Annotated in this window: 26 protein-coding genes and 1 pseudogene; 14 read left to right on the forward strand and 13 right to left on the reverse strand. The window is 37.3% G+C overall.

Annotation, left to right across the window (positions count from 1 at the left end; all coding sequences use genetic code 11):
• Positions 1–133: 133 nt before the first annotated feature.
• The 3 genes from ACQKNR_RS09195 to aceA all read left to right on the forward strand — a co-directional run bounded on the left by ACQKNR_RS09195 (position 134) and on the right by aceA (position 4,166).
• Positions 134–1,042: a DMT family transporter gene (locus ACQKNR_RS09195; RefSeq protein WP_427317210.1), complete on the forward strand. Its 909-nt coding sequence runs from the start codon at positions 134–136 to the stop codon at positions 1,040–1,042.
• 234 nt (positions 1,043–1,276) lie between these two features.
• The gene (gene aceB, locus ACQKNR_RS09200) at positions 1,277–2,866 is read left to right on the forward strand and encodes a malate synthase A (RefSeq protein ID WP_427317212.1); all 1,590 of its coding nucleotides are present in this window, start codon (positions 1,277–1,279) and stop codon (positions 2,864–2,866) included.
• Positions 2,867–2,888: 22 nt separating this feature from the next.
• On the forward strand, positions 2,889–4,166 hold the full coding sequence (gene aceA / locus ACQKNR_RS09205; RefSeq protein WP_427317214.1) for an isocitrate lyase: 1,278 nt from the start codon (positions 2,889–2,891) through the stop codon (positions 4,164–4,166).
• A 182-nt stretch (positions 4,167–4,348) separates the two neighbouring features.
• On the opposite strand, the gene ACQKNR_RS09210 is transcribed toward aceA, so the two are convergent.
• On the reverse strand, positions 4,349–5,140 hold the full coding sequence (locus ACQKNR_RS09210; RefSeq protein ID WP_427317216.1) for a phosphotransferase: 792 nt from the start codon (positions 5,138–5,140) through the stop codon (positions 4,349–4,351).
• Positions 5,141–5,159: 19 nt separating this feature from the next.
• A pseudogene (locus tag ACQKNR_RS09215) lies at positions 5,160–5,616 on the reverse strand (DUF6584 family protein).
• Between the two features lie 319 nt (positions 5,617–5,935).
• Here ACQKNR_RS09215 and cspA point away from each other — a divergent pair.
• Positions 5,936–6,139 carry an RNA chaperone/antiterminator CspA gene (gene cspA, locus ACQKNR_RS09220; RefSeq protein ID WP_000301522.1) on the forward strand — a complete coding sequence of 68 codons (204 nt, stop codon included), beginning with the start codon at positions 5,936–5,938 and terminating at the stop codon, positions 6,137–6,139.
• Positions 6,140–6,186: 47 nt separating this feature from the next.
• Here the strand turns inward: cspA and ACQKNR_RS09225 are convergent, their stop codons facing one another.
• Positions 6,187–6,372 carry a hypothetical protein gene (locus ACQKNR_RS09225; protein WP_427317218.1) on the reverse strand — a complete coding sequence of 62 codons (186 nt, stop codon included), beginning with the start codon at positions 6,370–6,372 and terminating at the stop codon, positions 6,187–6,189.
• 287 nt (positions 6,373–6,659) lie between these two features.
• Here ACQKNR_RS09225 and ACQKNR_RS09230 point away from each other — a divergent pair, with 287 nt between their 5' ends.
• From ACQKNR_RS09230 to ACQKNR_RS09255, 6 genes are all read left to right on the forward strand, one after another.
• Positions 6,660–7,241: a competence protein ComK gene (locus tag ACQKNR_RS09230; RefSeq protein WP_427317220.1), complete on the forward strand. Its 582-nt coding sequence runs from the start codon at positions 6,660–6,662 to the stop codon at positions 7,239–7,241.
• Between the two features lie 300 nt (positions 7,242–7,541).
• Positions 7,542–8,135 carry a TVP38/TMEM64 family protein gene (locus tag ACQKNR_RS09235; protein ID WP_427317221.1) on the forward strand — a complete coding sequence of 198 codons (594 nt, stop codon included), beginning with the start codon at positions 7,542–7,544 and terminating at the stop codon, positions 8,133–8,135.
• Between the two features lie 56 nt (positions 8,136–8,191).
• The gene (gene lepB, locus ACQKNR_RS09240; RefSeq protein WP_427317223.1) at positions 8,192–8,755 is read left to right on the forward strand and encodes a signal peptidase I; all 564 of its coding nucleotides are present in this window, start codon (positions 8,192–8,194) and stop codon (positions 8,753–8,755) included.
• A gap of 116 nt (positions 8,756–8,871) precedes the next feature.
• Positions 8,872–12,387 carry a helicase-exonuclease AddAB subunit AddB gene (gene addB, locus ACQKNR_RS09245; RefSeq protein ID WP_427317224.1) on the forward strand — a complete coding sequence of 1,172 codons (3,516 nt, stop codon included), beginning with the start codon at positions 8,872–8,874 and terminating at the stop codon, positions 12,385–12,387.
• Positions 12,384–16,109 (forward strand): helicase-exonuclease AddAB subunit AddA, encoded by a 3,726-nt coding sequence (gene addA / locus ACQKNR_RS09250; protein ID WP_427317226.1) that lies wholly within the window; start codon positions 12,384–12,386, stop codon positions 16,107–16,109. The genes addB and addA overlap by 4 nt, the downstream gene beginning before the upstream one ends.
• A gap of 23 nt (positions 16,110–16,132) precedes the next feature.
• Positions 16,133–16,411 carry an RNA polymerase alpha subunit C-terminal domain-containing protein gene (locus ACQKNR_RS09255; protein WP_427317228.1) on the forward strand — a complete coding sequence of 93 codons (279 nt, stop codon included), beginning with the start codon at positions 16,133–16,135 and terminating at the stop codon, positions 16,409–16,411.
• A gap of 121 nt (positions 16,412–16,532) precedes the next feature.
• On the opposite strand, the gene gerPF is transcribed toward ACQKNR_RS09255, so the two are convergent.
• The 7 genes from gerPF to ACQKNR_RS09290 form a co-directional block, all read right to left on the reverse strand.
• Positions 16,533–16,748, reverse strand: a complete 216-nt coding sequence (gene gerPF, locus ACQKNR_RS09260; protein ID WP_001141570.1) for a spore germination protein GerPF — start codon at positions 16,746–16,748, stop codon at positions 16,533–16,535.
• Between the two features lie 42 nt (positions 16,749–16,790).
• Positions 16,791–17,177, reverse strand: coding sequence for a spore germination protein GerPE (locus ACQKNR_RS09265; RefSeq protein WP_427317230.1), 387 nt, complete (start codon positions 17,175–17,177; stop codon positions 16,791–16,793).
• A 15-nt stretch (positions 17,178–17,192) separates the two neighbouring features.
• Entirely contained in the window at positions 17,193–17,387 is a 195-nt protein-coding gene (gerPD, locus tag ACQKNR_RS09270; protein ID WP_193411667.1) for a spore germination protein GerPD, read from the reverse strand.
• Positions 17,388–17,393: 6 nt separating this feature from the next.
• A complete protein-coding gene (gene gerPC, locus ACQKNR_RS09275; RefSeq protein WP_427317231.1) occupies positions 17,394–18,008 on the reverse strand; it encodes a spore germination protein GerPC in 615 nt (204 codons plus the stop codon).
• A gap of 69 nt (positions 18,009–18,077) precedes the next feature.
• A complete protein-coding gene (gene gerPB / locus ACQKNR_RS09280; RefSeq protein ID WP_087957704.1) occupies positions 18,078–18,284 on the reverse strand; it encodes a spore germination protein GerPB in 207 nt (68 codons plus the stop codon).
• 14 nt (positions 18,285–18,298) lie between these two features.
• Positions 18,299–18,520 (reverse strand): spore germination protein GerPA, encoded by a 222-nt coding sequence (gerPA, locus tag ACQKNR_RS09285; RefSeq protein ID WP_193411665.1) that lies wholly within the window; start codon positions 18,518–18,520, stop codon positions 18,299–18,301.
• A 96-nt stretch (positions 18,521–18,616) separates the two neighbouring features.
• Positions 18,617–18,796 (reverse strand): aspartyl-phosphate phosphatase Spo0E family protein, encoded by a 180-nt coding sequence (locus ACQKNR_RS09290; RefSeq protein WP_427317233.1) that lies wholly within the window; start codon positions 18,794–18,796, stop codon positions 18,617–18,619.
• Between the two features lie 247 nt (positions 18,797–19,043).
• On the opposite strand from ACQKNR_RS09290, the gene ACQKNR_RS09295 reads away from it, so the two are divergent.
• Positions 19,044–19,943, forward strand: coding sequence for a fumarylacetoacetate hydrolase family protein (locus tag ACQKNR_RS09295; protein ID WP_427317235.1), 900 nt, complete (start codon positions 19,044–19,046; stop codon positions 19,941–19,943).
• A gap of 33 nt (positions 19,944–19,976) precedes the next feature.
• On the opposite strand, the gene ACQKNR_RS09300 is transcribed toward ACQKNR_RS09295, so the two are convergent.
• Together ACQKNR_RS09300 and rocD are read right to left on the reverse strand one after the other, a co-directional pair.
• Positions 19,977–20,261, reverse strand: a complete 285-nt coding sequence (locus ACQKNR_RS09300) for a hypothetical protein (RefSeq protein WP_427317237.1) — start codon at positions 20,259–20,261, stop codon at positions 19,977–19,979.
• A 110-nt stretch (positions 20,262–20,371) separates the two neighbouring features.
• The gene (gene rocD, locus ACQKNR_RS09305) at positions 20,372–21,562 is read right to left on the reverse strand and encodes an ornithine aminotransferase (RefSeq protein ID WP_427317238.1); all 1,191 of its coding nucleotides are present in this window, start codon (positions 21,560–21,562) and stop codon (positions 20,372–20,374) included.
• Positions 21,563–21,712: 150 nt separating this feature from the next.
• On the opposite strand from rocD, the gene ACQKNR_RS09310 reads away from it, so the two are divergent.
• The gene (locus tag ACQKNR_RS09310) at positions 21,713–22,081 is read left to right on the forward strand and encodes a YisL family protein (protein WP_000233495.1); all 369 of its coding nucleotides are present in this window, start codon (positions 21,713–21,715) and stop codon (positions 22,079–22,081) included.
• 206 nt (positions 22,082–22,287) lie between these two features.
• Here the strand turns inward: ACQKNR_RS09310 and ACQKNR_RS09315 are convergent, their stop codons facing one another.
• Complete coding sequence (locus ACQKNR_RS09315; RefSeq protein WP_427317240.1) at positions 22,288–22,842, reverse strand: DUF2777 domain-containing protein; 555 nt, start codon at positions 22,840–22,842, stop codon at positions 22,288–22,290.
• Positions 22,843–23,083: 241 nt separating this feature from the next.
• Here ACQKNR_RS09315 and asnB point away from each other — a divergent pair, with 241 nt between their 5' ends.
• Both asnB and hemH read left to right on the forward strand, forming a co-directional pair.
• Positions 23,084–24,931, forward strand: a complete 1,848-nt coding sequence (gene asnB, locus ACQKNR_RS09320) for an asparagine synthase (glutamine-hydrolyzing) (RefSeq protein ID WP_427317242.1) — start codon at positions 23,084–23,086, stop codon at positions 24,929–24,931.
• 189 nt (positions 24,932–25,120) lie between these two features.
• On the forward strand, positions 25,121–26,080 hold the full coding sequence (hemH, locus tag ACQKNR_RS09325) for a ferrochelatase (RefSeq protein WP_427317244.1): 960 nt from the start codon (positions 25,121–25,123) through the stop codon (positions 26,078–26,080).
• Positions 26,081–26,086: the final 6 nt, after the last annotated feature.

The raw sequence follows: 26,086 nt of genomic DNA on the forward strand, positions 1-26,086 counted from the left end.
TTATGAAAGTTTCGTGTGGATGTCACTCATTGTATTCTAAATTTTTACATTTTTCGAATTGTAATATATAATGATATGTAATATTTTTAGAATTTTCAGTGTGCAAGAGAGTAATTGTAGGAGGAGAGAACGGGTGTTTAATAAAAAATCAATGCCAGCTATCAAAATGATCCTGTCGATGTCTATTTTCGGATCGATTGGATTTTTTTCTGTCCAAACGGGCTTACCGTCTTTTGAATTAGTATTTGTTCGTTGTATTTGTGCGACTATATTTTTAACGTTATGTTGGTTAGCGACAGGACAATATAAAAGTGAGAAATGGAATAAAAAAGAAATCATGCAAATATTAGCGTGCGGCGTATTTCTCGTTTTTAACTGGGTATTTCTATTTAAAGCGTTTGAAGTTATGTCAATTACAATAGCGATTTCTGTCTATCACCTCGCTCCAATTATCGTATTAATGATTGGGAGTATCGTATTTAAAGAGAGGTTAACAGCATTTGCGGTTATGTCGATTGTCATTTGTTTCATCGGCACAGTTTTAGTAGCGGGAGTAGATGGAAGTGTGTCGCTCGAGAAACTCATGTCATCTGGAATGGTATGGGCACTTCTTGCAGCGTTATTTTATGCTTTTACCACTTTACTAGGAAAAGGAATCAAGCATACAAGTGCATATGCAATGACATTTGTACAAACGTTTTTAGGTATATTTTTATTGTTACCATTTGTAGATTTCGGACAGTTTCAAGGGTTAACACAGACGAACTGGATGATGATAACAGCGACAGGGCTTATACATACTGGGTTTGTATATTACTTATTTTTTGACAGTTTAAGAGATTTATCGACGAGACTTATTTCTGTATTAGTGTTTTTAGATCCTGCTGTTGCAATTTTGTTAGATACAGTCTTTACCGGATTTAGACCGACTAGTATGCAAATTGTAGGGATTGTCCTTATCTTTGTAGGGATGGCACTAACTTTTCGTAAGGGGAGAGAAAAGGAACTATCAGTGAAGGGAAGTGCTACCTCTGAAATATAAAGTTGTGTTCATATAATTTCATTTACTATTACAATCTTAATTTTAGAAAATCATACGAAAAGGTCATTGTTGTATAACAGTGTCCTTTTTTTGTATGAAATAAAGCGCGAAAGAACGGTGTTTTAAAAAAAGAAATGAATTTTCAAAAAAAACTTCCTTTTCTGAAGATTTGTTATATAATATAAAACATAAAATCAAATCTGTTATAAAACAGTTTAAGAAGGGGATGCTAATATGTCGACGCAAACTTCACGGGTTACACTCGTCGGAGAAATATTACCAGCGTACAACGAAATATTGACACCTGAGGCGCTTAGTTTTTTAAAGGAACTACATGAAAATTTCAATGAGCGCCGCATAGAACTTTTACAAAAACGTGTGGAGAAACAAAAACGAATTGATGCAGGAAAGTTTCCGAAGTTTTTAGAAGAAACAAAACACATACGTGAAGCGGATTGGACAATCGCCAAGCTTCCGAAAGATTTAGAGGATCGCCGCGTAGAGATTACTGGGCCGGTAGATAGAAAGATGGTTATTAACGCTTTAAATTCAGGAGCGCATCTTTTTATGGCGGATTTTGAAGATTCCAATTCACCAACTTGGGAAAATGCGGTTGAAGGTCAAATAAACTTACGAGATGCAGTAAAGGAAACGATCTCATATAAAAATGATAAAGGAAAAGAATATAAATTAAATGATAAAACAGCTGTACTCATTGTGCGTCCAAGAGGATGGCATTTAGAAGAAAAATATATGCAAGTTGACGGAAAGAATATGTCCGGCAGCTTAGTGGATTTTGGTCTGTACTTTTTCCATAATGCGAGGGCACTTTTAGAAAAAGGAAGTGGACCATACTTTTACTTACCGAAAATGGAGAGTCATTTGGAAGCGAGATTATGGAATGACGTATTCGTATTTGCTCAAAAATACATCGGTATTCCAAACGGAACAATTAAAGCAACGGTGTTACTGGAAACGATTCACGCTTCGTTTGAAATGGATGAAATTTTGTATGAGCTAAAAGATCACTCTGCGGGCTTAAACTGCGGGAGATGGGATTATATTTTCAGTTTTTTAAAGAGCTTCCGTAATCATAATGAATTTTTACTTCCAGATAGAGCACAGGTCACGATGACGGCGCCGTTTATGCGCGCGTATTCTTTAAAAGTAATTCAAACGTGTCATCGCCGTAATGCACCAGCAATCGGAGGGATGGCAGCACAAATTCCGATTAAAAATAATCCAGAAGCGAATGAAGCAGCTTTCGAAAAGGTGCGTGCTGATAAGGAGCGCGAAGCTTTAGATGGCCATGATGGGACTTGGGTTGCCCATCCGGGACTTGTACCGGTCGCGATGGAAGTATTTAATCACATTATGAAAACGCCAAATCAAATTTTTAGAAAACGTGAAGAAATACGTGTCACAGAAAAAGATTTATTAGAAGTACCAGTGGGAACGATTACAGAAGAAGGCCTTCGCATGAATATTAGCGTAGGTATTCAATATATTGCATCTTGGTTAAGTGGACGGGGAGCGGCTCCAATTTATAACTTAATGGAAGATGCGGCAACAGCGGAAATCTCGAGAGCGCAAGTATGGCAATGGATTCGTCATGAAGGCGGAAAGCTACATGATGGCCGCAATATTACATTTGAATTAATGGAAGAATGGAAAGAAGAAGAATTAGCAAAAATAGAAAGCGAGATTGGTAAGGAAGCCTTTAAGAAAGGGAGATTCCAAGAGGCGACAACATTGTTTACAAATCTCGTTCGGAATGATGAGTTCGTACCGTTTTTAACATTACCAGGTTATGAAATTTTATAAAAACGAAAAGGGGATGGAACATATGACAAACGAAAGAATTGATAAATTACAAGAGAGCTGGGAATTAGATACGCGATGGAAAGGGATAACACGTCCATATTCAGCAGAAGATGTGATTCGTTTGCGCGGCTCGATTGATATTGAACATACGTTAGCACGCCGCGGTGCTGAGAAGCTTTGGAAGTCGCTTCATACGGAAGATTATATTAATGCACTTGGCGCATTAACAGGAAACCAAGCGATGCAACAAGTAAAAGCGGGGCTAAAAGCAATTTACTTAAGCGGTTGGCAAGTAGCGGCCGATGCGAATCTTTCTGGGCATATGTATCCAGACCAAAGCTTATATCCAGCGAACAGCGTACCAGCTGTAGTAAAACGAATTAACCAAACGCTTCAACGTGCAGATCAAATTCAGCACATGGAAGGAAGTGGTGATACAGATTATTTCGTACCGATTGTAGCAGATGCAGAAGCTGGATTTGGTGGACAATTAAACGTATTTGAACTTATGAAAGGTATGATTGAAGCGGGCGCATCAGGTGTACACTTTGAAGATCAATTATCTTCAGAGAAAAAATGTGGCCATCTAGGCGGAAAAGTATTACTGCCAACGCAAACAGCGGTGCGCAATTTAATTTCTGCACGTCTTGCTGCGGACGTAATGGGAGTGCCGACAATTATCGTTGCAAGAACAGATGCAGATGCAGCAGATTTAATTACGAGCGATATCGATCCAGTCGATAAAGCGTTTATTACAGGTGAAAGAACACCAGAAGGATTTTACCGTACGAAAGCAGGACTTGATCAAGCAATTGCGCGTGGTTTAGCGTATGCACCGTATGCAGACCTCGTTTGGTGTGAAACATCTGAACCAAACTTAGAAGATGCAAAGCGATTTGCGGACGCAATTCATAAAGAGCATCCAGGGAAGCTACTTGCATATAACTGTTCACCTTCATTTAACTGGAAACAAAAACTAGATGAAGAAACAATTGCGAGCTTCCAAAAAGAAATCGCATCTTACGGTTACAAGTTCCAGTTCGTAACACTCGCTGGATTCCACTCGTTAAACTACGGCATGTTTGAATTAGCGCGTGGCTATAAAGAGCGCGGCATGGCTGCATACTCTGAACTACAACAAGCAGAATTCGCAGCAGAAAAACATGGTTACTCTGCAACTCGTCATCAACGCGAAGTAGGAACAGGTTACTTTGATGAAGTAGCACAAGTCATTACAGGCGGTACTTCATCAACGACAGCATTAAAAGGATCTACGGAAGAAGCTCAGTTTACGAAATAAAAGGAAGGGGCACCTTTTTGACTAGGTGCCCCTTGCTATTTTGTGAACGATGCGAGAGTAAATGAAATGATAGCAACGATTTTTTCGATATATCTATCGTAACTTAAAATATATCGGCGATTCGACGAAGGATATCAACTGACCGACAAAAATGACAATATCGTCATTCTCTTTTTATGTTATTAAATCCACTCTGCTCCATGCACACGAATAAACTTCATATCTTTTTCATAATGATCTAGATGTCCTTCATCTATCATTCTTTGGAAATTTACGTCGCCTTCTTGTGCTTTTCGTTTCATATATGTACATAAACCTTCTAACCGTAGTAACACCATTTCTAAATAATCTTCGTCCATGCTTTTACCGTAGGACTGAGCAAACAACTTCACCCTTTGTTTAATACGGTTGGCATGTTGTGACGAGTCATAATGAACCGCTTCTCCCGATTCTGTATAATAAACTCTACTTAAAGGGACGCAAGTATATAGCGTATAGGCTATATCCCAAAGTCTTGGACCAGGAGCAGCAACATCAAAATCAATAATGCCTACGGGCTTCTCATCATTAAAAATAATGTTATATATGGCAAAATCATTGTGGCATAAAACCTCAATGTTATTTGGGGTATGATCCATCGGTCTCCAATCATCTAATAACGGAAAGTCACTTACAGCATCATGGTACAGGCGGAGCATCTTTGCTATTTCTTTTAACACATCATTAGACCACATGTATTCTTTTAAAGGATAATTGCCAGCGTCTCCTTCTATAAATGATAAAATTTCTCTACCTTTTTCATCTATTCCCAAAAACTTTGGCGCATGATGGAACCCTTTGTTTTCTAGATGATGTAATAGACTATGAATTTTTGCACTGTCTGGCTTTAATTCTCGCCGAACAGTATTTGCAGAACGATATACGTTTGAGACGTTTCCCCCTGTTAGTATCTCTTCTTGTTCGTAGTTTGACATGTGAAAATTCCCCCTATGATTAAAAAATCCAATCCCAAATAGTGAATAGACCAACAATGGCAGAAAAAAGAAGGAAAGCAAGGAATACTAGACAGCTAAGAGGGACTAACTTATCTTGCCATGTTTCCTTATACTCATAAACTAATTCCTCTGTTACTTTTTTGTACAGGAGATAAAGGCTGTTCTTTATACAATCTCTTTATATGGCTAGAATCGCCTTTAAACTTTAAAGCGCGTGCGATATGATAAGGATTATTTCCCATTGATTTTTCAAATAATAAACATGATTCATGCATAATATCTGTTTTATGCTCCTCTAGATACTAGTAACGATCAGCCATTTCTGGATATTGTAATTTATAATAAATGTCTCCGAGTTGTTTTCGAAGATATAATTCATTTGGGTATGTAGAGATGAGACCATGTAATCTTTCTCTTGCTTTTCCAAGATTATTATTTTCAATATCCTCTTCAATTCTTCTTCATGTTTTTCTAGAAATGTTGGTGGTCATGAATCCCTCCTTATTTGGAATAGAGATGATTATATTTTATATGAAATACTAAAAATTAGAAATTCTATTTTCGAAAAAGATTGTACATTTTATTTTAATGTGCTATGATGGTGTCAGTTGAATAGTTAAATTAAGCAATCCATATATTATCAAGTGCTGAAAACGAACGAGAAAAAGTATGTGAGAACTAGTTTATGTTTCGTATTTGATAATGTGTGGATTCTTTTTTTATACAGGAAAACTAAAAAATTAAAAATTTGTATTTTCTTAGGAGGAAATAATCATGGCAGTAACAGGACAAGTAAAATGGTTTAACAACGAAAAAGGCTTCGGTTTCATCGAGGTTCCAGGCGAAAACGACGTATTCGTACACTTCTCTGCAATCGAAACTGAAGGTTTCAAATCTCTAGAAGAAGGCCAAAAAGTTAGCTTCGAAATCGAAGAAGGTAACCGTGGACCTCAAGCTAAAAACGTAATCAAACTATAATTTTATAGTTGATGATGGAAAAAAGGATGGCTGATGCCATCCTTTTTTTATTGTTCTTTTCCCGCTTTTTTCTTCTCACGTTTCTTACATTCTGGACATTTCGATTTACGAAAAGGTTTCACAAAGAACAGGAGAATGAAAAACAAACCGAATATAATACTAGCTGAATTTTTCACGATCACAATGCTACTATTTTTCATGTGAATGGTTGGTTGGATCTCTTTTTCTTCCATAACGGACCTCCATATATTGGATTTATATTTTAATTATAGCAAAGTTAATTGTTTTAACGATGTGAAAAGAGGAAGCAATTATAAATATTTATAGATAGTATAAATGCTTTTTGTGCAGGTTATTATTAATTTATCTTCATATTAATTTTTTATAATTTGACGGATGTTTGATTCATGATAAAAGATTGTAAAAAAGCGTAATGTGTAAAGCATTTCCTTTTCATAGGTGCTAAAATTATATATGCAGCTGCTAATATAAATGAAAAATAAAAAGGAGATAATAGAGTATGGAAAGTAAAGTGGAACGCTATGTCGAAAATTATGTTGTAAATAAAAATACAATGGCCTTACTTCCTGTTATTCTAAGTGAAAAGAAAATTGTTACGCGAGTAGTTGAAATGGAAGATTCTTTTTTTGTATTTCAAAAGCCTCTAGATATTATAGAAAGAAGTTGCCGTAAGCATGGTTCTAGTTTCTTAGGTAGAAAAGAAGGAACGAAAGAGTTAACCCATATTACACATAAAGCACCGATTGCGATTAGTCCGACAGATCAACTTTATTTTTTCCCTACCTATTCTTATTCTAGAAAAGAGTGCGCGTGGTTGTCGCATTTTTATATTGAAAGTAATAAAGAATTAAAAGATGGAAACCTTATTATTAGATTTATAAATGGCTTTGCTGTGAAATTAGAAATATCAAAAACTAGTTTTGAAAATCAGCAAAATCGTACAGCGAAATTGCGAACAGAGTATGAAGATCGAAAGAAGAAACAAGGAAATCCTTGTTTTAAAGAGATTGATAAAAGTGAAGAATCTAAATTAAGACCAGCATATGAGAAAGTGTATTTTGTGAAAGAAGGCGAAGTTTGAGAGGATGGGGGAAACCCCATTCTTTTTGTTTGTCAGTTTTTATCGGTAAGTCGATATAAAATAAGATTACAGAAGAGATTACCAATAAAACCACAAAAAATATTGTTCCTCAAATAGTCGAACGTACAACACATCCTGTCGAATATTGATAGATTATCATAGCTAAATAATGAAGGAATTCTAATGAAAGATATGGAAACTTAATAATTACGTCTCCATATGTCGTATCTACCATTTCCTCTTTCCTATAAGCAATGATAAAGTAGAGGTAGTAATTAGAGTAAAGGGGTAAAGTGTAGAATGGATTTTCAGGCAATCAAAGAGTATTTTTCACCAGAAAATATGGATCATATTGTTGAAAGTTATAAGGCGTTCGGACCGCTTCTTGGCATAGGCTTGCCGATGATAGAGGCGCTTATTCCAGCATTACCACTTATTGTGTTTGTACTAGCGAATGCTGTTGCATTTGGTTTTTGGCTGGGCTTTCTTTATTCGTGGCTTGGATCGGTAATCGGTGCTATGCTTGTCTTTTTCATTATCCGCCATTTTGGACGAAGCCGTTTCTTTTCTTTTGTAAATAAGCATGAGAAAGTGCGCAAGGCAATGGGGTGGATTGAAAGAAAAGGATTCGCGCCAGTGTTTGTTATATTTTGTTTTCCGTTTACACCGTCTGCGCTTATAAACGTTGTAGCTGGTTTATCTCGTATTAGCGTAAAACAGTTTGGACTTGCATTAGCATTCGGAAAGCTTGTGATGATTTTTATTTTAACGTATATCGGTCATGATTTAATGTCGTTTATTCATAAGCCGGTGAAATCAGTTATTGTTGGTATTGTTATTTTTATTCTATGGTATGTCGGTAAGAAAATCGAAGTAAAGTTAGAACTACATTAAGAATAGTCTTCTTTGTAAAGGAAAGCTTCATTATTAAAGGGTAAGGGGAGAAGCGGATGAAGAAAACTTTGAAAAAAGAAGGCCTAGAGTGGATAAGAACAATTTTAATTGGTGTACTATTAGCTGTATTTTTTCGAACGTTTTTCTTTTCAACGTACGTTGTAGAGGGGAAGTCAATGATGCCGACATTGCAAGATGGGAATATGCTCGTTGTAAATAAGGTGAGTTATCAAGTAGGGGACTTGAACAGATTTGATGTTGTTGTGTTTCATGCGAATAAAAAAGAGGACTATGTAAAGCGAATTATCGGTTTACCTGGAGACCATATTGAATATAAGCATGATAAGTTGTATATAAACGGTCAATTTATTGATGAGCCTTATCTAGAAAAGTATAAGAAAGAGACAAATGGAAGGCAACTAACAGGTGATTTTACATTAGAAGAGTTAACGAAAGAAAAGTTTGTACCACCTGGTTATATTTTTGTAATAGGCGATAACCGCCTCGGTAGCTGGGATAGTAGGCACTTTGGTTTTGTGAAGGCTGATACAGTTGTCGGTAAAGTTGATTTACGATATTGGCCAATTCAAGAGGTGCAGACGAATTTTTCAAAAGGTTGATATAATTAAGTAGAAGTATAGAAAAGACAAACAACTCAGTTTGTCTTTTTTCGTGTCCTATAATACAATTATAGTAGCAAACTAACGTTCGTTATGTAAGTGAAAGGTGGGGTTACATGTCACTTCGATTTGTAATTGGTAGAGCGGGAAGTGGAAAAAGTACACTTTGTTTACGCGAAGTGCAAGAAGAGCTAAAACAGCATCCAAGAGGGAAAACAATATTATATCTTGTGCCAGAACAGATGACATTCCAGACGCAGCAGGCGTTAATTGGAAGTGAGGATGTAAGAGGTTCTATTCGGGCACAAGTTTTTAGTTTTTCACGATTAGCGTGGAAAGTGTTGCAAGAAGTTGGCGGAGCGAGTCGTCTTCATATAGATGAAGCGGGTGTGCATATGTTACTTCGTAAAATTGTAGAATCTCGTAAAGATGGTCTATCGGTGTTTCAAAAAGCAGCGGAGCAAAACGGTTTCTTTGAACATCTTGGCAGTATGATTGCGGAGTTTAAACGTTATAACGTGACGCCATCTAACGTATATGAAATGTGGCAACAATTAGATACGCATAGTAGCAGCGCAGAGCAAAAGCTGCTAGCGAATAAAGTATATGATTTACAACTATTATATGATGATTTTGAGCGTGCTTTAATCGGAAAATATTTAGATTCAGAAGACTATTTACAATTGCTAGTGGAAAAGCTTCCGCAGTCTGAATATGTAAATGGTGCCGAAATTTATATAGATGGATTTCATTCGTTCTCTCCTCAAGAGCTAGAAATTTTAAGGCAGCTCATGATTTGCGGAGCGAGAGTCACAATTACGTTAACGATAGATGAAAAAACGTTAGCACAGCCAGTGAGTGAACTGGATTTATTTTATGAGACGACGTTAACATATGAAAAAATCAAACAAATAGCGCGTGAAGAGAAAATAGAAATTGAAAAAACAATGCCACTTATGGAACAACTGCGTTTTCATTCTCCGGCATTAGCGCATTTAGAAACGCATTATGAAGCACGACCAAATGAAAAGTTTCACGGTGAAGCAAGTGTAACAATTAGTACAGCAGCGAATTTACGAGCTGAAGTAGAAGGTGTTGCTCGTGAAATTCGTAGACTTGTCGCGGATGAAACGTATCGTTACCGCGATATTGCAGTCCTTCTTCGTAACGGGGAAAGTTATTACGATGTGATGCGAACATTATTTACAGATTATAATATCCCGCACTTCATCGATGAAAAACGCCCGATGTCACATCATCCATTAGTAGAATGTATTCGTTCTGCCTTAGAAATTATTAGCGGGAACTGGCGTTATGACGCAGTGTTCCGCTGCGTGAAAACAGAGCTTTTATATCCATTAGACGTAAGAAAAGAAGTTATGCGCGAAGAGATGGATGAGTTTGAAAACTACTGTTTAGCGTACGGTGTACAAGGGAAGAGATGGACTTCTGAGGAGCCATGGATGTATCGCCGTTACCGTTCGCTTGACGATACAAACGGAATGATAACAGACAGTGAACGTGAAATGGAAGAGAAAATAAATCGACTGCGTGACATTGTAAGAACGCCAGTTATTCGTATGCAAAAAAGGTTAAAGCGTGCGGGAACTGTTATGCAAATGTGCGAAGTGGTTTACTTATTTTTAGAAGAACTGGACGTTCCGAAGAAGTTAGAAGAATTACGTATTCGTGCAGAAGAGAGCGGAGATTTCTTATTTGCGACAGACCACGAACAAGTATGGGAAGAAGTGATGAGTCTTCTTGATACGTTTGTAGAGATGCTTGGTGAAGAGAAAATGTCACTTTCTATGTTTACGGATGTTATGTCGACAGGTCTTGAAGCACTTCAATTTGCTAACATTCCGCCTTCATTAGACCAAGTATTAATTGCCAATATTGATCGCACTAGATTATCAGACGTGAAAGCGACATTTATTATCGGAGTAAATGAAGGAGTCATTCCAGCAGCACCGATGGATGAGGGGATGCTTTCTGATGAAGAAAGAGAGGTTCTTGGCGCAGCAGGTATCGAATTAGCGCCAACGACGAGACAAACATTATTAGAAGAACAGTTTGTTATGTACCAAATGGTAACGAGAGCATCTGAGAAGTTATACATTTCATGCCCGCTTGCAGATGAAGAAGGAAAGACGTTACTTGCGTCTAGTTTTATTAAGAAAATAAAAAGAATGTTCCCTGATGTAAAAGACGCGTTTATTACGAATGATGTAAACGACTTATCACGTTCGGAACAAATCTCATACGTAGCAACGCCAGAAGTAACGTTATCTTATGTTATGCAGCAACTACAAACGTGGAAGCGATACGGATTTGAAGGGAATTTAGACTTTTGGTGGGACGTATATAACTTCTACGTGACTTCAGATGAGTGGAAACAAAAAAGTAGCCGCGTGTTATCAAGTTTATTCTACCGAAATCGTGCGCAGAAACTAAGTACAGCTGTAAGTAGAGATTTATACGGAGATAAAATAAAAGGAAGCGTCTCTCGTATGGAGTTATTCAATCGTTGTGCGTACGCTCATTTTGCGCAGCACGGTTTATCATTAAGAGAGCGTGATATTTTTAAACTAGATGCACCAGATATCGGTGAACTATTCCATGCAGCGTTGAAGAGAATTGCAGATAGGCTATTACGTGAAAACCGCACTTGGGCGGATTTATCAATAAAAGAGTGTGAGCATCTTTCTGTTTTAGTAATAGAAGAAATCGCGCCGTTATTACAACGACAAATTTTATTAAGTTCAAACCGTCATTTCTATTTAAAACAAAAACTACAACAAATCATTTTCCGTACATCAATCATTCTTCGTGAACACGCGAAGTCGAGCGGTTTCGTACCAGTTGATTTAGAAGTGCCGTTCGGTATGGGTGGTACAGGATCACTTCCGCCGATGGAATTCTCATTACCAAATGGTGTGAAGATGGAAGTTGTCGGCCGTATTGACCGTGTTGATAAGGCGGAAGATGAAAATGGGACGTTCCTTCGTATTATTGACTATAAATCAAGTTCAAAAGCGTTAGATTTAACGGAAGTGTATTACGGATTGGCACTTCAAATGTTAACGTATTTAGATGTTGTTACTTCAAATGCACAAACGTGGATGAAAAAAGGCGGCACAGCATCACCTGCTGGTGTACTGTACTTCCATATTCATAACCCGATCGTTGAGATGAAAGGTGACGCATCTGAAGCAGAAATTGAAAAAGAAATTTTAAAGAAATTTAAAATGAAAGGGCTCGTGCTAGGAGATGCAGATGTTGTTCGTTTAATGGATAACAAACTGACAACAGGAAGCTCTGACATTATTTCTGCTGGCCTGAAAAAAGACGGTAGTTTTAGTGCGCGTTCTAGCATTGCAAGTGAACAAGAATTTAACGTACTTCAAAAATATGTACACCATACGTTTGAAAATATCGGAAAAGACATTACAGAAGGTGTTATCGATATTGCTCCTTACAAAAAGGGGAATAAAGCGGCATGTACGTTCTGTAACTTCAAATCTGTTTGTCAGTTTGATGAATCCCTTGAAGATAATCAATTCCGTACGTTAAAAGATATGAAAGATAGCGAAGCAATGGAGAAAATTAGAGAGGAGGTTGGCGGAGAATGATAGAAAATTGGCCTAAAAAACCAGAAGGTAGTCAATGGACCGATGATCAGTGGAAAGCCGTTGTAGCAAATGGGCGTGATATTTTAGTTGCAGCAGCAGCTGGATCAGGAAAAACAGCAGTATTAGTTGAACGTATTATTAAAAAGATTGTAAATGAAGAAAACCCAGTCGATGTCGACCGCCTGCTCGTTGTAACATTTACGAATGCAGCGGCGCAAGAGATGAAAAACCGAATTGGGGAAGCGTTAGAAAAGGTCTTAATTGATGAGCCAGGATCTCAGCACATCAGAAAGCAGCTGAGTCTATTAAATAAAGCATCTATTTCAACGATCCATTCATTTTGTTTACAAGTAATTAGAGGATACTACTACATGCTTGATGTTGATCCTCGTTTCCGTATTGCAAATCAAACAGAAAATGAGTTGTTAAAAGAAGAAGTGCTAGATGACATATTAGAAGAAGAGTATGGGATCGAAGATAATAGTATTTTCTTTGAATTAGTTGATCGTTATACGAGTGACCGTAGTGATGATGACTTACAACGAATGATTTTAGCGCTTCATACAGAATCAAGAGCGCATCCAAACCCGGAGAAGTGGCTTGATAAATTAGTAGAAGCATACGACGTAGAAGGAAAGACGATCGAAGATTTAGTATACGCTTCTTACTTATTAGAAGATGTGAAATTCCAGCTTGAAACGGCGGAAGAGCACATTCGTAAAGCGACAGAACTAGCAATGCTTCCTGACGGTCCAGCACCTCGCGTTGAAACGTTACAAGCAGATTTAGTTTTACTTGGAACGTTATCGGCAGCAGCTCGTGAATCGTGGACAAGCTTGTATGAAGCGATGCAAAACGTATCGTGGCAAACGTTAAAGCGTATTAAGAAAAGTGATTATAACGAAGATATTGTAAAACAAGTAGACTCTCTTCGTAATAAAGCGAAAGATGAAGTGAAAAAATTACAAGAAGAGCTATTTAGCCGCAAGCCGGAAAGTTTCTTGCGAGATTTTCAAGATATGCATCCAGTATTAGAGAAACTTGTTCAGCTTGTAAAGGTGTTTACAGAGCGTTTCCAAGCGATGAAGCGAGATAAAGGAATGGTCGACTTCACAGATTTAGAGCATTTCTGTTTACAAATTTTAAGTGAGCAAAGTGAAGAAGGTGAAATGAAACCGTCAGCAGTAGCTCTGCAATATCGTAATAAATTTGCTGAAGTACTAGTCGATGAATATCAAGATACGAACTTTGTACAGGAATCGATTATTAAATTCGTAACGAAAGATTCTGAGAGTGAAGGAAACTTATTCATGGTTGGTGACGTGAAGCAGTCGATTTATCGTTTCCGACTAGCAGAACCAGGCCTATTTTTAGGAAAGTATAAACGTTTCACACAAGAAGGATTAGACGGCGGAATGAAGATTGATTTAGCGAAGAACTTCCGTAGCCGTCATGAAGTGTTAGCAGGTACGAACTTTATCTTCAAACAAATTATGGGCGAAGAAGTTGGGGAAATCGATTACGATGCTGACGCTGAATTAAAGCTAGGTGCTAGCTATCCAGAAGGTGAAGATGTAGCGGCTGAACTGTTATGCATTCAGCAAACGGAAGAAGAAGTGTTAGACGGAGAAGAAGGTACAGAGGTAGAAAAAGCGCAGCTTGAAGCTCGTCTTATGGCGCAGCGCATTAAAGCGATGGTCGATTCGGGTTATGAAGTGTATGACCGTAAAAATGATAGTATGCGCCCGGTACAATATCGTGATTTCGTTATTTTACTTCGCTCCATGCCGTGGGCGCCACAAATTATGGAAGAGTTAAAGCTACAAGGAATTCCAGTATATGCAGACCTTGCGACTGGCTACTTTGAAGCGACAGAAGTAAATATTATGATGAACGTATTCCGCGTTATTGATAATCCGATGCAAGATATTCCGCTTGCAGCAGTCCTTCGTTCGCCGATCGTTGGATTAAATGATGAAGATCTTGCGACGCTTCGTGCTCACGGAAAGAAAGGCTCGTTTTATGAAGTAATGAGTTCCTTCTTAAAAGGAGCACCGCTTGAAGAAGAGAAAGAGCTTCATGACAAATTAGAGTGGTTTTATAACTTACTGCAAGGATGGCGTGAATTTGCACGCCAACAATCACTTTCCGATTTAATTTGGAAAGTGTACGGTGAGACAGGTTATTACGATTTCGTTGGAGGTTTACCAGCTGGAAAGCAAAGACAGGCGAACTTACGCGTATTATATGACCGCGCAAGACAATATGAAGCAACATCGTTTAGAGGGTTATTCCGTTTCTTGCGTTTTATTGAGCGTATTTTAGAACGCGGTGATGATATGGGAACGGCAAGGGCTCTCGGTGAGCAAGAAGACGTCGTTCGCATTATGACAATTCATAAAAGTAAGGGGCTCGAGTTCCCAGTCGTATTTGTAGCTGGGCTTGGTCGCCGTTTTAATACACAAGACTTAATGAAACGTTTCTTATTGCATAAAGATTTCGGTTTCGGTTCACAATTCATCGATCCTCGTAAACGAATTAAATATACGACGTTATCGCAACTAGCAATTAAACGTAAAATGAAAATGGAATTAATCGCGGAAGAAATGCGTGTATTATACGTAGCCTTAACGCGTGCGAAAGAGAAGTTAATTTTAGTCGGAACAGTTAAGGATGCAAATAAGGAAATGGAAAAATGGCTTGATGCAAGGGAGCATAGTGAATGGTTATTACCAGACCATATACGTGCCGGAGCGTCTTGTTATTTAGACTGGATCGCACCTTCATTATATAGACATCGTGATAGTGAAATGCTTCTTGAATTAGGGCAAGGAGGTATCCCAGGTGAGATTTATGAGTATGATACGAACTGGAAAGTAGAAGTAGTTGACGGTAAAACGTTACTTGCGCCAGAGCCAGTTCAAGAAGAGAAACAAGAGTTGTTAGAAGCGCTTCGTGAGAAAAAGGCCGTTCCGTTAGAAAGTGAACGAAAAGAAGAAGTGTACGACAGATTAATGTGGAAGTACGGATATGAGGATGCAACATCTCACCGTGCGAAGCAATCCGTTACAGAAATAAAGAGAAATTATCAATCAGAAGATGGTAGCGATAATGCCTTTATTAAAAAACTGCGTGTACCAATTAAAACACGTCCTCGTTTTATGGAGAAAAAAGGATTAACATATGCCGAAAGAGGAACGGCAGTCCATGCGGTTATGCAGCATGTTGATTTGAAGAAGCCGATTACAGAAGAAGTAATTCGGGAACAAATTAATGGCATGGTTAATAAAGAACTATTAACATTCGAACAAGCTGAAGAAATAGCAGTTGAAAAAGTAATTGCATTCTTTGAGAGTAACCTCGGTAAAAGGGTACTAGCAGCGAAAAGTGTAGAGCGTGAAGTACCATTTACGATGATGCTTCCAGCAGAAGAAGCGTATCAAGATTGGCAAGGGAAGAGTGAAGAGTCGATTCTTGTCCAAGGGGTTATCGACTGCATGATTGAAGAGGAAGACGGTATTACGTTAATCGACTTTAAAACAGATACGATTGAAGGAAAGTTCCCAGGCGGATTTGAACAAGCGAAACCGATTTTAGAAGAGCGTTATAAAGTGCAGCTTTCGTTATATGCAAAAGCACTCGAGAAAAGCTTGCAGCATCCTGTAAAAGAGAAATGTTTATACTTCTTTGATGGGAATCATGTTGTGGATATTGAGGAATAGACAAGGGAAAGGGGCTATAAAGAATGGCAACGTTAAGAACTTGTGAACGTGGACACGAGTACTATAAAAGTAGCGATTGTCCAACTTGCCCAACCTGTGAGAAAGAGAGAAAGCCAAAAGAAGGTTTTCTCTCTCTTCTTTCAGCACCAGCAAGAAGGGCATTAGAACATCATGGGATTCATTCGATAGCAGAACTCTCGAAATATAGTGAAAAAGAAATTTTACAATTCCATGGTATGGGACCAGCATCTTTGCCAAAGCTTAGAAAGGCTTTGGAGGAGAGTGGATTATCATTTAAATAAAAGGTGATGTGATGAATAGTTTTAAAAGAAAAGATATGAATGTAGAACCTATTCATGAAAAATTAAATGTATTGCGTAATGAAATAAAAGAGGTGTCACCTAGTAGGGGACACCTCTTTTTTTACGCTGTTCCAATCTGATCTTGATCGGCCACATCAGAATCAAACGTATTTGTTGCACTAACGCCGCTAAACGTATTCACGACAAATCCAACATTGGAAGCACCAGATCCGTTATAAGCTTTCGTATTTTCTTTCGGAGACACGTTATAAAAATCCCCTAAATTGAAAGAACCATTACTGTTTTGAACGACAAGATTTCCTACAACCGAAGGCATACCATCCACCTACTTTACTAAGCTTTTTAATTATTATATGAATTATTGAGCGGAAGGTTCATCAGTAATATATTGACGGATTTGCATAAAACGAGAGTTACTAAAAACATAATCAACATTTCCAATTTGAAAGCAACCAGAATTTAAAAGTGTTCGCAACTCAACGTTATTTACTTCAATAAAAGGGCATTCATTTATAATATTTAATTTTACATCTGTCGTTCTTTTTGGGATTGTGATGTGTTCATCTGTGAAGATTTCGAATGCATCTAAGCGACCTTCGCCTTTTATATAACAAGGGATTTCTCGGTGGACGGCAAGAGACCTACTTTTTAATTCTATTTGATTGGCATCCCCAACTTGAAATACGGCAGCAATCCCTAAAGAAATAATAGAAACATCTTGAACAACTGATACGTGATGTAACATAATTTTTCAGTCTCCTTAACCTGGAGTAGAAGGGACATCTGTTACTAATGGTACAAATGGCCCCTCCGTAACAGTTTCAAATGGTGTATCAAGAATGGAAGATAGAATGAGGAAATTGGCATCCCCAATTAAAAAGAGTGCGGACGACGATACACCGTTCATTTTAATCTGTCCGACTTTTAACTCGCGATTGACAACGTTAACATTCATACATACTTACTCCTTTCGGAAATTGCCTGGTATGTGTTGAATAAAGGATAGGAAGGCTTTGTCGATATCTTGTTTCATTGCTTGAATAATGATATCTCGTAAATAATCTGGATTTGTTGAAACACCTTCATATGATTGAGCTTGTGATAAATAATAAGGAAGTCTATGCTCCATCTGTTTTTTTATGTCATCAACCATCATTTGTCGATACATTTCATCAAGCGGTGTTCTCTCTTCTTGTTCAAAATGGAGAATTCGATTATATGCTTCTTCATCTAAGTATCGATGCATTTCTTGAAGAATACCTTGGTAAAAATCTGGATTTGTTTCAGTTTCAGGATTTACTTTCAATGTTTCTGTATCCACTTGAAAATCTTCAATTTGTTGTCCTTTTGTTGCAAATGGATTTAAGCCAATATTTAAAGTACCGTTTAAGTTTTCTACTTTTAATTGGTCGAATTTATATTCCACTTTTCCTATAGAAGAGGAGGGGCGACTTTTTAATTCATTAAGCTCTTCTTGTAATAGGCGTACTTGATCTTCTAGGTTAAGAATGGTTGCTTGTTGTGCTTGGAGAGCTTGCTGAAGTTGGTGTAAGTAAGTATATATATCTTGATTCATTTTGTGAAACCTCCTTTTCAATAGGGAGGGTATATACATTCCTGCTATATATTTTATGACAAGGATGCCTTAAGAAGAACTAGTTGATGGTTTGATAGAAATAATTTGTCCTTTCGCCTGTAATGGACGAAGGGGCTCCGTAAATCCACCAGTATTTGAAAATTTAGATAGAGCTTTAATACTTCCGGCAGTACCAATTTGGAATACAGAAGAGGTTGTAATGCTATCAATTCTAATGCTGTTAATGATGATACTTTGGTTTACATAAAAATTCAATGCAATCGCCTCCTTTAAGTTGAGCCAATTATCGCTTGATCAATGAAATCTGAATCATTGACGGTCGTTGAACTTTGATAATTGTAGACAGAAATATTATCTCCAACATTAAAGGAGCCGGCCCCAGCGAAAGCACGTGAATAACTAATAGGCCTAATCGCAAATACATCTCCAATATGAAAAATACCACTGGATCCAATATTGACGATACGAATATGTCCGACCATAGCTGGCATACAAAACACCTTTCGTTTTTAAAATTTTCTTTTCTACTATTGTATGGGCGTTTTCAATAAAATGTGTACTTTTTTGAAATAAAAGAAACACACACGTTATTGCGTGTGTGTTTCGAGCGTTTGAATAGGTTGGAAATCCGTGTGCACATGCCAAATCACATTTAAGAGCCTGTCCAGTTCTTGGCTACAATTCACTGTTTTTTGAGAAGTCATTCCGTAGCGTTCAGCAAAATAGATCATTTTTTCGCGTTTTTTTTCAATAGCTTGCTCAAACATTGAAATCGGCTCCATCTCTAAATGAAATTTTTAGTATATATGTAGTACATATTATACAAAAATTCCATAAAAAAGAAACACCTTCGCTAAAAAAAGTAGAATTTCTACATTTTATGTCAAATGATGAATGAGTAACGAATAGAATACGAGAGGAATATTGTAAAAATTAGCGTAAATGAGAAGGTTTTTTTCTTACGGATGCGAATACAATTAAAGGGTATGAGTTTTAGGATGGAGAGTGGAAATATTGCGTTTTGTAACAGCGAAGAAAGAAGAAAAGGTATTTGTAGGTATTGTGGATGAAGAAGAAAAAAAGGTATTGCATGTACGAGAAGCGCAAAGGCAAAAAGGGGAAAAGGTTACAATCCCTATTACAATGTTAGAGTGTATTGAAAGAGGGAATGAATGCTTTGGGAAAATATGTGATATTGTAGATTGGGCAAAGGAAAATGAAGGGGCAGCGTATTATCCATTAACAGAGGTGAAAATATTAGCACCAATTCCAAGACCGAGAAAGAATATTCTTTGCGTTGGAAAAAACTATCGTGAGCATGCGATCGAGATGGGCGGAGTAGAGTCTATTCCGGAAAATATAATGATCTTTACGAAAGCGCCAACAACAGTTATTGGAACTGATGAGAAAATCAATGGCCATCCCCACGCAACGAATGAACTAGATTATGAAGGAGAACTAGCCATTATTATTGGTAAGCGAGGGAAACAAATCAAAAAAGAAAAAGCGCTTAATTATGTTTTTGGATATACAGTTATAAATGATATAACTGCTCGCGACATTCAAAGGAAACATAAACAGTTTTTCCTAGGGAAAAGTTTTGATACATTTTGTCCAATGGGCCCGTATTTGGTTCATAAATCATTCATTGAAACGCCGAATGCATTACACATTGAAACAGTAGTAAATGGAGAAGTAAGACAAACTTCAAACACAAATAAAATGATTTTTTCAATAGAAGAAATTATTTCAACGATAAGTAAAGGGATGACATTAGAACCAGGGGATATTATTGCAACAGGAACGCCGGCTGGTGTCGGAAAAGGTTTTACACCGCCGAAGTTTTTGCATGCTGGTGATGAAGTTGTTGTTACAGTAGAAGGAATTGGTACTTTGCGAAATGTAGTGAAATGAAAAAAAGCTATCTTGTATAAAGATAGCTTTTTGCTATGGCCGTGGGTTATAGAAATAACTTATAATGGAAAAAGTGTAAAAACCAATGAGTGCAAGCGTACAAATACCAAATAGCATAACTACAAGCGCACTTTTTTCTTGTCTAAATCCAATAATAGTAAGAATAACAGCAGTCCAAAATGATGCTTTCAGTAGTGTGAATGTAGTAGAAGTTGAGTAGTGACTAAGCCATGTTGTGGAAAGTAGGAAGCCAAGAAATGTAACTAAAATAAAAGATGTAGCTAAATAGTTAATATGTTTGCCATATTTTAATAACATATAGTACCTCCTTTCATGATGTTAAATACAGAAAATTACAATTTTGTTTTATTGTAAATCAATATAAAAAGAAAGAGGTTGTCCCAACATGTAGGACAACCTCTCTATCATTAAGATAATACAGCTTTAATTTTTTGGAATGCCCACTCTAAATCTTCTTCAGAGATTACTAGAGGTGGTGCGATACGAATTACGTTTTCGTGTGTTTCTTTACATAATAGACCAGCTGCTTTTAGTTGTTCACAGTAAGGACGAGCTGGCTCGTTTAATTCGATACCGATGAATAAACCTTTACCTCGAACTTCAGTGATCATTGGGTTATCAATTTCTTTTAATTGCCCAACTAATTTTTCTCCTAATTGAAGAGAACGTTCTGTTAATTTTTCTTCTTCTAACACTTCAAGAGCCGCGATAGAAACAGCACATGCAAGTGGGTTACCACCGAATGTAGAACCGTGAGAACCTGGCTCGAATACACCTAAAATTTCGCGGTTTGCTGCAACGCAAGAGATTGGGAACACGCCGCCGCCAAGTGCTTTACCAAGTATGTACATGTCAGGAGTTACATTGTGCCAATCGCAAGCGAATACTTTACCAGTACGGCCTAAGCCTGTTTGGATTTCATCAGCTACGAATAAAACGTTTTCTTTTTTACATACTTCAAATGCTTCTTTTAAGAAACCAGCTGGTGGGATGTTAATTCCTGCTTCACCTTGAATTGGTTCTAAAATGAATGCAGCTGTGTTTGGTGTAATAGCAGCTTTTAATGCTTCTAAATCACCGTAAGGAATTACAATAATGCCAGGAAGCATTGGACCGAAGCCACGCTTGTACTCTTCGTTTGATGACATAGAAACAGCACCCATTGTACGTCCGTGGAAGTTATCTTCACAAACGATGATTTCAGCACGGTTTGCTTCTACTTTTTTCACGTCATAAGCCCAGCGGCGAGCGGTTTTAATTGCAGTTTCAACAGCTTCTGCACCTGTATTCATTGGAAGTACCATTTCTTTATTAGTTAGTTTCGCAACTTTTTCGTACCAAGGACCCAATTGATCACTATGGAAAGCACGAGAAGTTAACGTAACACGATTAGCTTGATCAATTAAAGCGTTAATAATTTTTGGGTGACGATGACCTTGGTTTACTGCAGAATATGCACTTAGTAAGTCCATATAGCGGTTTCCTTCAGGATCTTCTACCCAAACACCTTCCGCTTTAGAAATAACGATTGGAAGTGGATGATAGTTATTTGCCCCGTATGTGTCTGTAAGTTCGATAATATCCTTAGTTTGAATCATGATTGTTCCCCCTTTTGTTATTACAAGAAGTTTATAAATACTCTAAATATTATATCATTTAAATGTAAAAAAGCGAAACATTTCCTGAAAATAAGTGAACATGTTATCATATAGAGTGAAAAAGTGTGAAAAGAGGAGGTAAGGGATACGATGGTACATATGCATATTACAGCATGGGCGTTAGGTTTAATTTTATTTTTTGTAGCGTATTCTCTTTATTCAGCAGGAAGAAAAGGGAAAGGTGTACATATGGGGCTTCGCCTAATGTATATTATTATTATTGTGACAGGTTTCATGTTGTACATGAGTATCGTGAAGACAGCAACAGGTAGCATGCACATGTGGTATGGTTTAAAAATGTTAGCGGGTATTTTAGTTATCGGTGGAATGGAAATGGTGCTTGTAAAAATGAGCAAAAACAAACCAACAGGGGCGGTTTGGGGCTTATTTATTGTCGCGCTTGTAGCGGTATTATATTTAGGACTAAAATTACCACTGGGCTGGTACGTATTCAAATAAAAATAAAACCACCTTATGATCTCAAATGTTTGAGAGATAGGGTGGTTTTTATTTTATCCCGCTATTTGCGGTCAGTAAGACTCCCACCTTAAAATTCGGCGAATGTGAGGAAGTTAGGTGGGAGATAACTTCCCGTAAAAGCCCGATTGGTGTGGGCAAATAATCAGTGGGGGATGAACAAAACCCTCACTGATTAAAGTTTCACTTTATGTCGCATCGATATGCAACTCTTCTCCGTTTACTTTTGTAAAACGGAGAATATTTTTATTTGAAGTAGAGTGACGAACGAAATGGTGCTGTAATGTACAAATCATCTCTTCATTATCGAATAAAAGAATATTTACTCCTTCGCATGCTTCTTCTTTCGGCAAGAAGGATAAATAATTATGACAATACATGCAATCATATAAAGAGTAATGAAGTGATTGTAATGCCTCTGTTAATAATATAAAGACAGAATCAGGTAATTCCTCAAGCCATTCATTGTAACTAAGAAGTAATTTTTTTCGAATTCGTATCATTTCCCCATTTTGCAGAGGGTGTTGTTCATTTGCAATTTGTAATATGTTTTGTTCATAAAAACGCGCTGGTAGCCAGTTGTTGTTATATAAAATCTCAAAACCATCTTCGGCAATATCTTCTAATAAAAATGCTTCATCATTTTCATCATCAAAAAATACCCATTCATTGTTTATATATTCTACATTACCGAATGTATGAGCGCGAGGCTGATTATATAAAATATGTTTACGTTGTATCATACATGATTCCTCCTTTATTGAAAGTAGTTATTCTTGTTATAGACAGTTCGTGCATTCTTTATAACTAGACACACCTAGACATAGGTGGGCATACAATAAAACACGTTTTACTGAGTGAAATTACTATTCCATATGTGGATAGTAGGTTATCGTCAAGAGTTTGTCATTATTTTGATCCGCACTCATAGGGTGGGGATTACTGCTTGTTTAGGAAAAGAAATAAGATGGAAGGATGATTCGTATGTGCGGGATTACAGGATGGGTGGATTATAAACGCTCATTAGAAGGAGAAAGGGATGTTGTTACGAAGATGGCTGAGACGTTAGCAAAACGTGGTCCGGATGATAATAAAGTTTGGATTAAAGGCAATGTCGCATTTGGGCATAAACGTTTAATCGTTGTGGACCCTGAAGGTGGTAAACAGCCGATGACTTGTTTAAAGGATGAAACAAATTATGCCATTTGCTACAACGGCGAACTGTATAACACTGAAGACATTCGAAAGGAATTGTTAAGAAGAGGATATACGTTCAAAGGTCATTCCGATACGGAAGTATTATTAGCGTCGTATATTGAATGGAAAGAAGAATGTGTTGATCATTTAAACGGTATATATGCGTTTGCAGTATGGGATGAACAGAAAGAACAAGTGTTTATTGCGAGAGATCGATTAGGTGTAAAGCCACTTTTTTATAAATATGATAGTGGAAGATTATTATTTGGCTCAGAGTTAAAGGCGATACTAGCGCATCCAGATGTGAAGGCGGAAGTAACGTTAGAAGGATTATCGGAAATATTCGGTCTTGGACCGTCTAGAACGCCTGGTCACGGTATTTATGCTGGTATAAAAGAATTACGCCCAGGCCATGCGATGACATTTTCGAAGAATGGTTTGTGTATATGGAGATATTGGAATGTAGAAAGCAAAAAGCATGAAGAGTCCTTTGAAGAAACAGTAGAGAAGACACGTTTTTTATTACAAGATGCAATAACAAGGCAACTCGTTTCTGACGTACCGCTATGCACTTTTTTATCGGGCGGAGTAGATTCGAGTGCAATTACAGCAATTGCTGCGAAAGAGTATGAAAGGTCGGGAAAAGGTCAATTACACACGTATTCTATTGATTACGAAGATAATGACAAATACTTTAAAGCAAATGCATTTCAGCCAAATTCAGATGCGCCATTTATTAACTTAATGACTGAGACATTTGAAACGATCCATCATCGTTGCGTCATTTCAAATGAACTGCTGGCAGAGTATTTAACAGAAGCAGTACTCGTTCGTGATTTGCCTGGGATGGCAGATATCGATTCTTCATTATTATGGTTTTGCCGCGAAATTAAACAAGATTTTGTCGTTGGTTTATCTGGAGAATGTGCAGATGAAATATTCGGTGGGTATCCGTGGTTTTATAGAGAAGATGATTTACAATCGAGTGCATTTCCGTGGATGCGTTCTACAGAAGCGCGGGAACAACTTTTGAAAAAAGAATGGAGAAATAAATTGAATTTACAACAATACGTACAGCAGCGTTATGAAGAATCCATTCAAGAAGTTCCTATTTTAGAGGGAGAAAGCCCATTAGAAGCGAAGAGACGACAATTATTTTATTTAAACATGGTATGGTTTATGACAACATTATTAGACAGAAAAGACCGCATGAGTATGGGAGCAAGCTTAGAAGTGCGTGTTCCATTTGCGGACCACCGACTTGTCGAATATGCGTGGAATATTCCTTGGGAAATGAAAATGTATGAAAACCGCGAAAAAGGTCTATTGCGTAAAGCATTAGAAGGGATACTTCCACATGACATCTTATATAGAAAGAAAAGCCCGTATCCGAAAACGCACAATCCACACTATACAAAAGCGGTAACGGTGTGGCTACAGGATTTATTAGCGGATAAAGGCTCAATTTTGCATGAACTGTTTGATAAAGAGCAACTGAGTGGATTAATTCAATCTGGCGGCAGTGCATTCCAATCGCCTTGGTTCGGTCAATTAATGACTGGGCCACAACTTTTAGCTCATTTAGCACAAATTCACGTTTGGTTTAAAGAGTATGGAGTGAATATTAAAGAATAGCAGAAAAGCGGCTTACACGTATGTGAGCCGCTGTTTGATTAAAAAAAATGTCATATAAAATTAAAAATCATATTAGAAAAAATACTTATTTAGAATTATTATTTTGACGTACTTATTATTGTTTGTTATAATCGGAAACAAACGTTCTTGAAAAAGATTCTCATTTTCGAAAATTGAGGTGTTACATAGATGACAAAGAAAAAAATAGGTTTGCTAGTAATGGCGTATGGAACGCCGGAGTCATTGGATGATGTAGAGGCGTATTATACACACATTCGTCATGGACGTAAGCCATCCGAAGAAGCACTCCAAGATTTAATTGGGCGTTATAAAGCGATTGGAGGAATATCACCGCTTGCAAAAATTACGAAAGAGCAAGCGCATAAATTAACAGATTCAATGAATAACATATTTAAAGAGTATGAATTTACTTGTTACTTAGGTTTAAAACATATTGCACCATTTATAGAAGATGCAGTAGAAGAGATGAAGAGAGATGGGATTGAGCAAGCGATTAGTATCGTATTAGCACCGCATTATTCTACATTCAGCGTTAAAGCATATAATGACCGTGCAATCCGCCTTTCAAAAGAAATTGGTGGTCCTGTTATTGAACCAATTGAACAATGGTACGAAGAACCGAAGTTTATTTCTTATTGGGCAAATCAAATAAAAGAAACGTTTATTAACATTGCAGATAAAGAGAAGGCAGTCGTAATTTTTTCGGCGCATAGTTTGCCAGAAAAAATTATTGCAGCAGGTGACCCGTACGTAGAGCAATTACAGCATACAGCGGATTTAATTGCAGCAGCTGCAAATATTCAAAACTATACAATCGGTTGGCAAAGTGCTGGTAATACTCCAGATCCGTGGATTGGACCAGATGTGCAAGATTTAACGAGAGATTTATATGAAGAGAATGGCTATGTATCTTTCATATATTGCCCAGTTGGTTTTGTGGCGGAGCATTTAGAAGTTTTATATGACAACGATTATGAATGTAAAGTTGTAACGGATGAATTAAATGTCGCATATTTTAGACCAAATATGCCGAATGCACAATCTGTATTTATCGATTGCTTAGCTGAAATTGTTTCTAAAAAAATGAAGGAAATAGTTGACAAAAAAATAGTTTTGAATAATAATTAAATTATA

Origin of the sequence: Bacillus sp. NPDC094077, from assembly GCF_050279465.1 — a bacterium.
Taxonomy (GTDB): Bacteria; Bacillota; Bacilli; order Bacillales; family Bacillaceae_G; genus Bacillus_A.

What these genes read in the sequence shown, in the direction of transcription:
- aceA (WP_427317214.1), top strand. Translation starts at nt 2,889, where the DNA reads ATGACAAACGAAAGAATTGATAAATTACAAGAGAGCTGGGAATTAGAT.
- ACQKNR_RS09230 (WP_427317220.1), top strand. Translation starts at nt 6,660, where the DNA reads ATGGAAAGTAAAGTGGAACGCTATGTCGAAAATTATGTTGTAAATAAA.
- asnB (WP_427317242.1), top strand. Translation starts at nt 23,084, where the DNA reads ATGTGCGGGATTACAGGATGGGTGGATTATAAACGCTCATTAGAAGGA.
- ACQKNR_RS09315 (WP_427317240.1), bottom strand. Translation starts at nt 22,842, where the DNA reads ATGATACAACGTAAACATATTTTATATAATCAGCCTCGCGCTCATACA.
- gerPC (WP_427317231.1), bottom strand. Translation starts at nt 18,008, where the DNA reads ATGAATCAAGATATATATACTTACTTACACCAACTTCAGCAAGCTCTC.
- ACQKNR_RS09265 (WP_427317230.1), bottom strand. Translation starts at nt 17,177, where the DNA reads ATGTTACATCACGTATCAGTTGTTCAAGATGTTTCTATTATTTCTTTA.
- aceB (WP_427317212.1), top strand. Translation starts at nt 1,277, where the DNA reads ATGTCGACGCAAACTTCACGGGTTACACTCGTCGGAGAAATATTACCA.
- gerPF (WP_001141570.1), bottom strand. Translation starts at nt 16,748, where the DNA reads ATGCCTTCGGTTGTAGGAAATCTTGTCGTTCAAAACAGTAATGGTTCT.
- gerPD (WP_193411667.1), bottom strand. Translation starts at nt 17,387, where the DNA reads ATGAATGTTAACGTTGTCAATCGCGAGTTAAAAGTCGGACAGATTAAA.
- lepB (WP_427317223.1), top strand. Translation starts at nt 8,192, where the DNA reads ATGAAGAAAACTTTGAAAAAAGAAGGCCTAGAGTGGATAAGAACAATT.
- addA (WP_427317226.1), top strand. Translation starts at nt 12,384, where the DNA reads ATGATAGAAAATTGGCCTAAAAAACCAGAAGGTAGTCAATGGACCGAT.
- ACQKNR_RS09310 (WP_000233495.1), top strand. Translation starts at nt 21,713, where the DNA reads ATGGTACATATGCATATTACAGCATGGGCGTTAGGTTTAATTTTATTT.
- cspA (WP_000301522.1), top strand. Translation starts at nt 5,936, where the DNA reads ATGGCAGTAACAGGACAAGTAAAATGGTTTAACAACGAAAAAGGCTTC.
- ACQKNR_RS09210 (WP_427317216.1), bottom strand. Translation starts at nt 5,140, where the DNA reads ATGTCAAACTACGAACAAGAAGAGATACTAACAGGGGGAAACGTCTCA.
- gerPA (WP_193411665.1), bottom strand. Translation starts at nt 18,520, where the DNA reads ATGCCAGCTATGGTCGGACATATTCGTATCGTCAATATTGGATCCAGT.
- ACQKNR_RS09235 (WP_427317221.1), top strand. Translation starts at nt 7,542, where the DNA reads ATGGATTTTCAGGCAATCAAAGAGTATTTTTCACCAGAAAATATGGAT.
- ACQKNR_RS09255 (WP_427317228.1), top strand. Translation starts at nt 16,133, where the DNA reads ATGGCAACGTTAAGAACTTGTGAACGTGGACACGAGTACTATAAAAGT.
- hemH (WP_427317244.1), top strand. Translation starts at nt 25,121, where the DNA reads ATGACAAAGAAAAAAATAGGTTTGCTAGTAATGGCGTATGGAACGCCG.
- ACQKNR_RS09290 (WP_427317233.1), bottom strand. Translation starts at nt 18,796, where the DNA reads ATGTTTGAGCAAGCTATTGAAAAAAAACGCGAAAAAATGATCTATTTT.
- addB (WP_427317224.1), top strand. Translation starts at nt 8,872, where the DNA reads ATGTCACTTCGATTTGTAATTGGTAGAGCGGGAAGTGGAAAAAGTACA.
- ACQKNR_RS09225 (WP_427317218.1), bottom strand. Translation starts at nt 6,372, where the DNA reads ATGGAAGAAAAAGAGATCCAACCAACCATTCACATGAAAAATAGTAGC.
- rocD (WP_427317238.1), bottom strand. Translation starts at nt 21,562, where the DNA reads ATGATTCAAACTAAGGATATTATCGAACTTACAGACACATACGGGGCA.
- ACQKNR_RS09300 (WP_427317237.1), bottom strand. Translation starts at nt 20,261, where the DNA reads ATGTTATTAAAATATGGCAAACATATTAACTATTTAGCTACATCTTTT.